Origin of the sequence: Mycobacterium sp., from assembly GCF_049683935.1 — a bacterium.
Taxonomy (GTDB): Bacteria; Actinomycetota; Actinomycetes; order Mycobacteriales; family Mycobacteriaceae; genus Mycobacterium.
The window spans coordinates 1-9,471 of record NZ_JBAUJR010000435.1 but is presented as its reverse complement, the minus strand read 5'-3'; the positions used below and the strand labels follow the sequence as shown (position 1 = coordinate 9,471).

Annotated in this window: 10 protein-coding genes and 3 pseudogenes; 10 read left to right on the top strand and 3 right to left on the bottom strand. The window is 67.2% G+C overall.

What is annotated here, in order from left to right:
* Window positions 1-781 (top strand): hypothetical protein (locus tag WA965_RS24465; protein ID WP_526448162.1); only part of this gene is annotated, 781 nt, incomplete at its 5' end.
* Here WA965_RS24465 and WA965_RS24460 read toward each other — a convergent pair.
* Window positions 766-873: pseudogene (locus WA965_RS24460) on the bottom strand (CAP domain-containing protein); the annotation flags it as partial. The gene WA965_RS24465 and the pseudogene WA965_RS24460 sit on opposite strands and share 16 nt — an antisense overlap.
* A 133-nt stretch (window positions 874-1,006) precedes the next feature.
* Here WA965_RS24460 and WA965_RS24455 point away from each other — a divergent pair.
* The 3 genes from WA965_RS24455 to WA965_RS24445 are packed head-to-tail and all read left to right on the top strand — an operon-like array spanning window position 1,007 to window position 2,858.
* Window positions 1,007-1,654, top strand: coding sequence for a TetR/AcrR family transcriptional regulator (locus tag WA965_RS24455; protein ID WP_526301032.1), 648 nt, complete (start codon window positions 1,007-1,009; stop codon window positions 1,652-1,654).
* A 38-nt stretch (window positions 1,655-1,692) separates the two neighbouring features.
* A complete protein-coding gene (locus tag WA965_RS24450; RefSeq protein WP_526301030.1) occupies window positions 1,693-2,418 on the top strand; it encodes a DUF72 domain-containing protein in 726 nt (241 codons plus the stop codon).
* Window positions 2,418-2,858 (top strand): SRPBCC family protein, encoded by a 441-nt coding sequence (locus WA965_RS24445; protein ID WP_526301028.1) that lies wholly within the window; start codon window positions 2,418-2,420, stop codon window positions 2,856-2,858. The genes WA965_RS24450 and WA965_RS24445 overlap by 1 nt, the downstream gene beginning before the upstream one ends.
* A 21-nt stretch (window positions 2,859-2,879) precedes the next feature.
* On the opposite strand, the gene WA965_RS24440 is transcribed toward WA965_RS24445, so the two are convergent.
* Window positions 2,880-3,566: a GntR family transcriptional regulator gene (locus WA965_RS24440; protein ID WP_526301026.1), complete on the bottom strand. Its 687-nt coding sequence runs from the start codon at window positions 3,564-3,566 to the stop codon at window positions 2,880-2,882.
* A 153-nt stretch (window positions 3,567-3,719) separates the two neighbouring features.
* Between WA965_RS24440 and fadD5 the strand changes: the two genes are divergently transcribed.
* The 6 genes and pseudogenes from fadD5 (at window position 3,720) to WA965_RS24410 (ending at window position 8,658) form a co-directional block, all read left to right on the top strand.
* Window positions 3,720-5,405 carry a fatty-acid--CoA ligase FadD5 gene (fadD5, locus tag WA965_RS24435; protein WP_526301024.1) on the top strand — a complete coding sequence of 562 codons (1,686 nt, stop codon included), beginning with the start codon at window positions 3,720-3,722 and terminating at the stop codon, window positions 5,403-5,405.
* Window positions 5,390-5,686: pseudogene (locus tag WA965_RS24430) on the top strand (MCE family protein); the annotation flags it as partial. The gene fadD5 and the pseudogene WA965_RS24430, both read left to right, overlap by 16 nt.
* Before the next feature lie 92 nt (window positions 5,687-5,778).
* Window positions 5,779-6,222: a hypothetical protein gene (locus WA965_RS24425; RefSeq protein ID WP_526301022.1), complete on the top strand. Its 444-nt coding sequence runs from the start codon at window positions 5,779-5,781 to the stop codon at window positions 6,220-6,222.
* Window positions 6,219-7,205: an RDD family protein gene (locus WA965_RS24420; RefSeq protein ID WP_526301020.1), complete on the top strand. Its 987-nt coding sequence runs from the start codon at window positions 6,219-6,221 to the stop codon at window positions 7,203-7,205. Before WA965_RS24425 ends, WA965_RS24420 begins: the two co-directional genes overlap by 4 nt.
* A complete protein-coding gene (locus WA965_RS24415; RefSeq protein ID WP_526301018.1) occupies window positions 7,202-7,783 on the top strand; it encodes an Rv1363c family protein in 582 nt (193 codons plus the stop codon). Before WA965_RS24420 ends, WA965_RS24415 begins: the two co-directional genes overlap by 4 nt.
* The gene (locus WA965_RS24410) at window positions 7,750-8,658 is read left to right on the top strand and encodes a mammalian cell entry protein (RefSeq protein WP_526301016.1); all 909 of its coding nucleotides are present in this window, start codon (window positions 7,750-7,752) and stop codon (window positions 8,656-8,658) included. Before WA965_RS24415 ends, WA965_RS24410 begins: the two co-directional genes overlap by 34 nt.
* Before the next feature lie 468 nt (window positions 8,659-9,126).
* Here the strand turns inward: WA965_RS24410 and WA965_RS24405 are convergent.
* Window positions 9,127-9,274: pseudogene (locus WA965_RS24405) on the bottom strand (ATP-binding protein); the annotation flags it as partial.
* Window positions 9,275-9,471: the final 197 nt, after the last annotated feature.

The window sequence follows — 9,471 nt, the reverse complement described above, 5'->3', positions numbered from 1 at the left end:
CCCGTATGCCGGGGCCGGTGGTGATGGCGGCGACGGGGGCGATCTGGCCGGTGACGGCGGTGAGGGCGGGGACGCCAGCGCGGACGCGGTGATCGGTGTCGCCGAGGGCGGCGACGGTGGTGATGCCGGTGAGGTGTTCGGCGACGGCGACGGGGGTGAGGGCGGTATCGGTGAGGAAGGATCCTGGGCCGTGGTGGTGCGGGTGGTGACGGCGGCGCCCGTGACGGTGTGGACGGCGGGTACGGCTCCACCGGTACTCCCGGCGACGGTGGTGACGGATCCGACGGCAACGGCAGTAACGGCCAACACGACTGAACCGGCGCTGATCTCGAAACGGCACCGATCCGGCATCGACATCTCCCTGCCGGTACGCAGCGCGCCGTGCGGGCCCCACGATGTCGGTATGAGCAAGGTGGTCGAACGAGGGCTCGCACGCTGTCCGCGGTGCGTGTCGGTGGCGGACTACGTCTTCATCGAGACAGGAGCTGAGGGCGCCCTGCGCTACGAGGTGCGTTGCCGCAAATGCGGCGAGTGCTACGGCGAGGACTCCCGACCACTGATGCTGCAGCCGGTGATCGTCACGGCCGAACCGCCCATCGAATGGCCGCCCGACCGCGAACCGGTGCCCGAGCGGGACTGGCGCGGCGAGGTGCGGGAGCGGGTGTCAGTCGCGGTGCGGGTGGGACGAACCGAGGTCGACGACGTGGCCCGCCGCACCCGAACGTGGGTGCTCGAGCACCGGCTCCGGCGCAGCGACCGGGTGGATCAGACCGGCGGGTAGGCGGGTGGCGGGTACACACCGCGCAGGATCCAGGCGAACCAGTTGATGCCGTACTCCAGCTCGTCGCTTGCGTCGTAATCGGGATTCGGGTCCACCGCGATACCTCCCATTTGTCTGGCTGGAGTCTAGACCGGCTGCCCCCGCGACAACACAGTAACGGCCTACACTGCACCAACCAGTTAGTCGACCCTGGAGTGGTCCGGGGCCTGCCTATAGTGAGTCGCCATGTCTGAAGCTGTCACCACCAACGGGATGTCCCGGCGCGAGGAGTTGTTGGCGGTCGCCACCAAGTTGTTCGCCGCGCGCGGCTACCACGGCACCCGGATGGACGACGTGGCAGAAGCGGTCGGTCTGAACAAGGCCACGGTGTACCACTACTACGCCAGCAAGGCGCTGATCCTCTACGACATCTACAAAGGTGCCGCGGACTTCACCGTCGACGCGCTGCACGACGACCCGTCGGCGTCGGCACGGGAGACCATTTATCACTTCACCCGGCGCCTGCTCGTCGGCATCGCAAGCAACATCGAACGCGCCGCCGTGTACTTCCAGGAGGGCCCCTACATCACCGAGTGGTTCACCGAGGAGCAGGTGGAGTACATCCGGGAGAAGGAAGCCCAAGTCTACGAGCACGTCCGCGACGTGATCGACCGCGGTATCGCCAGCGGCGAATTCTATGACTGCGACTCCCACGTGCTCGCACTCGGATACATCGGCATGACGCTGGGGTCCTACCGGTGGCTGCGTCCGCACGGCCGACGGACCGCCCAGGAGATCGCCGTCGAGTTCAGCACCGCGCTGCTGCGCGGGCTGATCCGCGACGAATCGGTGCGGCAGAGCGCGCCACTCGGGGTCGACGTCGCCGCCACCTGAGGCGGGCAAGAACCAACCCGATGGGGTATCCAGCCCCGATGACGATCCGCATCGGCACCTCCGGCTGGTCCTATCGGGACTGGGTCGGGGTGCTCTACGAACCGGGATTGCCGGCGTCGCGGTGGCTGCAGCGCTACGCCGCCGAGTTCGACACCGTCGAGCTCAACGGCAGCTTCTACCGCTGGCCGCGCGACGGCGGGTTCGCCCGGTGGCGCGACCAACTGAAACCGGGCTTCACGATGTCGGTCAAGGCGGCCCGCGGCCTGACCCATGCGCGCCGACTGAAGTCCCCGCAGGTGTGGATCGAGCGTCTGGAGCGCGGCTGGGCGAAACTCGGCGACCGTAGCGGAGCGATGCTGGTGCAGCTGCATCCCGGCCACGAGCGCGACGACGCGGTGCTCGATCAGTTCCTCGCCGCCATGCCGGCACACATCCCCGTCGCTGTCGAGTTCCGCCACCCGTCCTGGGATCACCCCGCGGTCTACGACGTGCTCGAGGAGCACGGGGTGGCGTACGTCGTGATGAGCGGTGCCGGGTTGCCCTGCATCCTCAAGGCGACGGCGAAGTTCGTGTACGTGCGACTGCACGGACCCGACCCGGACGCGCTCTACGGCGGTTCGTACAGCCCGGACGACCTTCGGTGGTGGGCCGAGCGGATCCGGGAGTGGGACGCCCAGGGCCGGGATGTGCTGGCGTACTTCAACAATGACGGTGGCGGCAATGCCGTCCGCAATGCCCGGGATCTGCTCGATATGCTCGGCTGATGCCTCTGGTGAGCAAGACGGTCGAAGTAGCAGCCACGGCCGAGTCGATCATGGCGATCGTTGCCGACTTCGAGAGTTACCCGCTGTGGAACGAGGAGATCAAGGGCTGCTGGGTGCTGGCCCGCTACGACGACGGCCGGCCCAGTCAGTTGCGGCTCGACGTGACCGTGCAGGGTCAGGCGGGGACGTTCATCTCCGCCGTGTACTACCCCGGCGAGAACCAGATCTTCACGGTGCTGCAGCAGGGCGACCACTTCGACAAGCAGGAACAGAAGTTCTCGGTGGTGGCCATGGGTCCCGCCTCGCTGCTCACCGTCGACCTCGACGTCGAGACCAAACTGCCGATCCCCAAGCCGATGGTGAAGAAGGCCATCAGCGACACGTTGGACTACCTGGCCGACAACCTCAAGGCACGCGCCGAGCAGCTCGCGGCGACGTAGCCGGCGGGTGAGGCTCGGTCCTCAGTCCCACAGCCCGGCCTGGTCCAGCCAGGCGATCAGTCGCGACGCGGCGTCAGTGAACTGGCTCTTCGTCAGCACGACAACGGAGTCCGCGTCCCGTCGGCGCAGCGCGTCGATCAGCTTCGCGTGCCCGGCGATGGCGCCGGCGCCCCAGGCCTGGTCGGTCGCGAAGACCTGCGGAGGCAGATAGCGCGCGGTGTGCAGCAGGAACCACGCGAGCTTGACCCGTCCGCTGGACTGGTTGAAAGTCCAGTGGAACGCGAGCTCGGCGCGGGCGATCTCGTCGGGATCCCGACGTTGCACCGCGGCGGCCAGCCGGTTGTTGAGCAGGTCGAGTTCGCCGATGTCGTGATCGGTGATGCGCTCGGTGGCGGTGGCCGCCAACTCCGCGGCGATCGTCGACTGCAGCCAGAAGATGTCCTCGATATCGGTCCGGGTCAGCAGGACCACCCGATGGCCACGGTGCGGCTCCAACTCGACCATGCCCTCGCCGCGCAGCGTGCGTAGCGCCTCGCGTACCGGCGTGATGCTCACGCCCAGGCGCGCGGCGGTCTCATCGAGTCGGATGAACGTGTCGGGCTGCAGCGCACCGGTCATGATCTCGGCCCGCAACCGGGCCGCCACCTCGTCGGAGAGTTGTTCGCGCCGCACTGTTCCGGTCAGACCGAGGCGGGCGAGGGTGTTCACTTCTGCGGCCCCTCCCGCGAGTTGTGACGAGGGCGCGCAAGAGGTTGTCTCGACGCCGCCGGGGCCATAGTGTGACCCAGGCAACACAATGTTTGATCAAATATCAGCCTCCCGCAACCCTTCGCCTGCGCACAAGATGGAGAGAACGAGACGTTGACCGTTGCATCCGGTCCTTCTGGCCCCGCGACCGAGCAGCCCTACCTGGCACGTCGCCAGAATTGGACCAACCAGCTGGCCCGGCACGCGTTGATGCAGCCCGACAGCACCGCGTTGCGATTCCTCGGCCACACCACCACCTGGCGTGACCTCGACCGCCGGGTGACCGCACTGGCAGCGGCGCTGCACCGGCGCGGCGTCGAGTTCGGCGACCGGGTACTGATCCTGATGCTCAACCGCACCGAGTTCATCGAGTCGGTCCTGGCGATCAGCAAGCTCGGGGCGATCGCGGTGCCGGTGAACTTCCGGATGACGCCGTCGGAGATCGCCTACCTGGTCTCCGACTGCCAGGCCCGCGTCATGATCACCGAATCGGTCCTGGCTGCCATGGCGTCCGGGGTGCGTGACGTGGACGCCAGCCTGGCCACGGTGATCGTCGCGGGCTCGGATGACCGGACCGACGATGCCGATCCGGACGGCGCCCTGGACTACGAGGCACTGCTCGCCGAGCCGGGTGCCGACGCGCCTGCCGTCGACATCCCGGACGACTCACCCGCGTTGATCATGTACACCTCCGGCACCACGGGCCGACCCAAGGGTGCGGTGCTGACCCACAACAACCTGGCCGGCCAGGCGATGACGCACCTGTTCACCAACGGTGCCGACATCAACAACGACATCGGCTTCATCGGGGTGCCGCTGTTCCACATCGCCGGCATCGGCAACACCATCTTCGGGCTGCTGCTCGGCCGGCCGACGGTGCTCTATCCGTTGGGCGCGTTCGATCCCGGGGAGCTGCTCGCCGTCCTCGAGTCCGAACAGGTGACCGGGATCTTTCTGGTGCCCGCCCAGTGGCAGGCAGTGTGCGCCGCTCAGCGCGCGAACCCGCGCACGCTGAAGCTGCGGACGCTGTCCTGGGGTGCGGCGCCGGCGTCGGACACGCTGCTGCGGGACATGTCGCAGACCTTCCCGGGGGCGCAGATCCTGGCCGCTTTCGGCCAGACCGAGATGTCACCGGTCACCTGCATGCTGTTGGGCGAGGACGCACTGCGCAAGCTCGGTTCGGTCGGCAAGGTGATCCCGACCGTGTCCGCGCGGATCGTCGACGAGGACATGAACGACGTCGCGGTGGGGCAGGTCGGCGAGATCGTGTACCGAGCGCCGACGCTGATGGCCGGCTACTGGGACAACCCCGAGGCGACCGCCGAAGCCTTCGCCGGTGGCTGGTTCCACTCCGGTGACCTGGTCCGTCAGGACGACGAGGGTTACATCTGGGTGGTCGACCGTAAAAAGGACATGATCATCTCCGGCGGCGAGAACATCTACTGCGCGGAGGTCGAGAACGTCCTGGCCGCCCACCCGGACATCGTCGAGGTCGCCGTGATCGGCCGCGCCCACCCGCGATGGGGAGAGGTGCCGGTTGCTGTGGTCGTGCTGCGGAGTTCGCTGGGAGCGACGAATCGGGACATGACCGGACCGGCGGATCTGGACGAGTTCCTCGACAGCAGGCTCGCCCGCTATAAACATCCCAAGGCGATCGCAGTCGTCGACGCGCTGCCCCGCAACCCTGCCGGCAAGGTCCTCAAGACGGAACTGAGGTCGCGGTTCGGCGGGGAGGAATTGATTGACGCGCGCGAAAGTTCCACTCTGCCAATGGTTTCAACTGGCCCGCGCCGTCAGTGAAAAACCTGATGAACCCACTGCCCGCAGGTCGGTTGCCGCCGCCGGAGTCGGCGGCACCGGTCAGTGACCCGGTGAGGCGCCCGGCTCGGGTACCGTCTGCTGCAGAGGAGAACAGCTCAACCCGGGCATCTTCACTCCGGCTTAGGGACCACCCGGCAGCACTGCGGCATACAGCCCCAGCAGCGGTGAGGTTGTCGGTCCTAACGGTGTCGGGTATCAACGTCAGTAACTCGAGCAAGTCAGGAGACGACGGATGGAAGGAGATGCCGGCACCGGCCGGCCGAACCCACGGACGAGTCGCCAGCACCCTCCCCGAACGAAGAGCTGGCCGAGACTCGGGGGCCTTCGCGGTTGGGCGGCGAGCATCCTCGTGGTGGCGCCGCGGGCTGTGGGCGGCTATCTCGTCCAGCGCGCCAATGATCGGGCCGAGGCACTCGCACGCTCGAATGAACCGGCGTTGCAGGCGGCCAAGGAGTGCGTGGCGGCAACGCATATGCCAGGCACCGCAGCCATGACCGCCAGCCAGTCGAAGATCCTCGAGTGTTCGACGGGCGACTTCGGCGTGCAGGCCGGACTCTTCGCCAGTGTGATCGCCGAGGCCTGCGAGACGGCCACTGCTACCGTGGCGGTCGACGAACTGCGGGCGGCTGTCGACCGGCACAACGACGACGGATCCATCGATGTGCTCGTGCCGTTGCGGGTCGAGATCACTGATGCCGACGCCGCCTACCAGCAGCTCGGGTACCGATTGCGGGCGTCGATGCCCGAGGACGAGTGCCAGCACCGAATCGCCAGGCTGTATCAGGACATCTTGTGACGGCCACGCTCGCCATCAAACCGCACTCCACGGCCGACGTCCCGACACCGGACGCGCGGCTGGCATCGTGGCCCGCCCGTGCGGGCGCTTTCGCGGTGGACACCCTGCCCGGTGCCGGGATCGTCACTACGATGGCACTGCTGGCGCTAGCCACACCCGCGGACAGCTGGGCGCGCTGGGTCTTCACCGCCGTCGCCGCGCTGACCCTGTTCGCGATGGCGGTCAACCGGCTGGTGCTGCCCGTGGCCACCGGATGGACGTTGGGGCGTGCCTTGTTCGGTATCGCCGTGCGCCGCGGTGACGCCGACCTTTCCGTCGGCGTCCTGCGATTGACCCTGCGGGAGCTCGCTCACCTGCTGGACACCCTGGTCCTGCTGGTCGGCTGGCTGTGGCCGCTGTGGGACCGGCGCCGCCGAACGTTCGCCGACCTGCTGGCACGCACCGACGTACTATGCGTCGGGCGTCCGGAACGGAACGTGCGCCGACTCGTCGCGTGGCTCCTGATCGCGGCAGCGGTACTGTGCCTGGCGGCGATGGGCCTCAATTACGCGGCGATCTACCGCCACGAGCGTGCAGTGGACCGGGCGCGGCTGCAGATCTCAGAGCAGGGACCCCGGATCGTCGAGGAGATGCTCAGCTACGGGGTGGATACCCTGCCTGAGGACTTTGCGAAAGCGCAGACGTTGACCACCGACGAGTACCGGCCGCAGCTGATCGCCCAACAACAGGCCGTGCAAAACGGTGAAGCGACCACGAACGAGTACTGGGCGGTGCGCAGTGCAGTCCTGACCATGCCCGAGGTGACCCCGCAGGAGGGGTCGATGCTGCTGGCGATGCAGGGCCAGCGCGGGACGAATGCCGAGGACCTCAAGTTCATCACCGCGACAGTTCGGGTGGACTTCGACAAGTCGCCGGACGGGCAGTGGAAGGTCGCCAACCTGACCGTGCTGAAGAAGCCTCTGATGAATCAGGCCGGCCAGTGAGCCCGCTTCGCAGGTTCGACGAGTCCGCGGATACCAGAGCCGCGCAACCATTACTGCGTCCTGACTACTTCCACGTCGAGCCCAAACCGCCTCGGCGATGGGGGCTGCCGCTGGTGGCCGGCGTGGCCGCCGTTTTGGTGACGGCTGCGGTCGCGGCGAGCAGCTTGATGCTGGTGCGGCACGAGGCCGATCGGCGGGCCGCACTCGACGATGCCGCGGCGCTAGGATATGCGCGCGAGTTCATGACTATGTACATGTCGCTGGACCCATTCAACGCCAACGCCTACGCCGACCGCATCCTCGCGGAGGGTACCGGAGAGTTCGCCAGGATCTTCAAGGAGCGGCTGGACGCCATCTTGATCCAGGTGGCGCGGTCGGAGCCCTCGACCGGGACGGTGCTCGAGGCCGGAGTGGAGCGGTGGCATGACGACGGGAGTGCTGACGTGCTGCTCGCGACGAAGGTCACCTCGACAACGCCAGACGGGAAGTCGACGATCGAGAGCGGAAGCCGCTGGGTCGCAACGACGATCAAGGAGGGACAGCAGTGGAAGATCAGCAACCTCATACAGGTGATCTGACCGATACAGGTGATCTGACCGCCGAGGACGCCGCTGCGGCCAGCGGCGCCGCGCCCGAGGCTGCGCCGAAGCAGCACCGTCGGGGCATTTTCCGGCGACGTCGGGATCTCGATGCGGCCGGGAAATCCGCAGTGGTGCCGACCGAGACGGACGATCCGATACCCCGGGACAAGCCGAAGACGCCCGTCGGTAAAGCTGCTCGGGGACCGAGAACCGTCGTTACACAGCAGGATTCCGGCAGTGCCGCGGTGGACGGCCCCGCCGAGGATGCCGGCACAGAACCTTCCGGGGTCGGCGAGGCCCCTGCCGAGCAGGTCACGCGCGTTGCGCACCGGCCTGCAGGCAAGCGCCTGATGGTCGCCGCTGTCGCCGCTTCGGTGCTGTTCGTCGGTGGAGGTGCGTTCGCAGGCGCGATGGCACAGCCGTACCTGGCCGAGCGCGCGCTTGTAGACACGAAACTCGACATCGCGCGTACCGCCGCAAAGGCGATCACCACACTGTGGACGTACACGCCTGATGACATGGGCGCGCTCGCCGCCCGAGCGTCCCGCTATCTCGGCGGGGACTTCGCCGAGGAGTACCGCCGCTACATCGACGCGATCGTTGAACCCAACAAGCAGGCGCAGGTCACCAACACCACAGAAGTGAAGGGAGCCGCAGTCGAATCCGTTGCGTCGCCTGGAGTCTCGTCCGGGCCCCCCTCGGAGGCGACCGCGCTCGTCTACACCAACTCGGTGGCGACGAGCCCGGTGACCAAGAACATCCCGTCGCTGCGCTACCTGTCCTACCGGCTGACGCTGCAGCGTGACGGTAGTGAGTGGCTAATCACCCGCATGACCACCGTGACATCGTTCGATCTGACGCCGCAGCTGTAGCATCGCCGCGGCTCTTCTCTCTCGCCGGCCCCACGCGGTGATCTGGTCTTAGAACCCCGACAGCTGCTCCCCCGCCGCGCCGCGGCCATCTGGGCGTACCGCATCGGCGACTGCCCCCGATCAACCCGTCATCAGCCTCGACGCCATCGCCGCGGTGCACACCAGCTCCCTGCGCGGTCTCGATGTAAAGGCGCACTGTTTTGCGGTCCGCTCCGCAACGCGCGGCGATCGTGTGGCAGCCCGGCAGCCCGGCAGCCCGGCGACCGCCGGCTACGCCCGCAGCACGTCCCTGGTCTCGCCATCCCCTGGCAGACGAGAACGCCGGTCTGCCGTCCGGACGACGCTGTCACGCGGAGGCCGGACACCGCGCCCGTTCCTACGAAGACCGCCCTGTCAATGGCCAAGTAGAAGTATCCGCTGGTGGCCAGATAAAAGTCCCCTACCCGTGTGGTGATTTCTAGGTTGGTGGGGTTCCTCCTGTCGGTGTTTGGCGTCCTTCATGCGGTGGGACTGGTCGTCGGTGATGACGACGGTGGCGTGGTGTAAAAGCCGGTCGAGGATGCTGACGGCGGTGGTCTGCTCGGGCAGGAAAACCGCCCCATTGTTGGAACGGCCAGGGTTGCGTCCCGCAGAGTGGTGTACGAGTCGTACCTGATCAGCGGTACGGCGTGTCGTAGCCGAGTGATTGAAGGTCATCGCGTGATTCTTCGAGAGACCCGTCAAAGTCACTCGAGCAAAGGAACCACGCGATGACCGCTGCCCACAATATCGACCTGTCCACGGTGCTGGCCCAACGACTCACCACCTGCCACC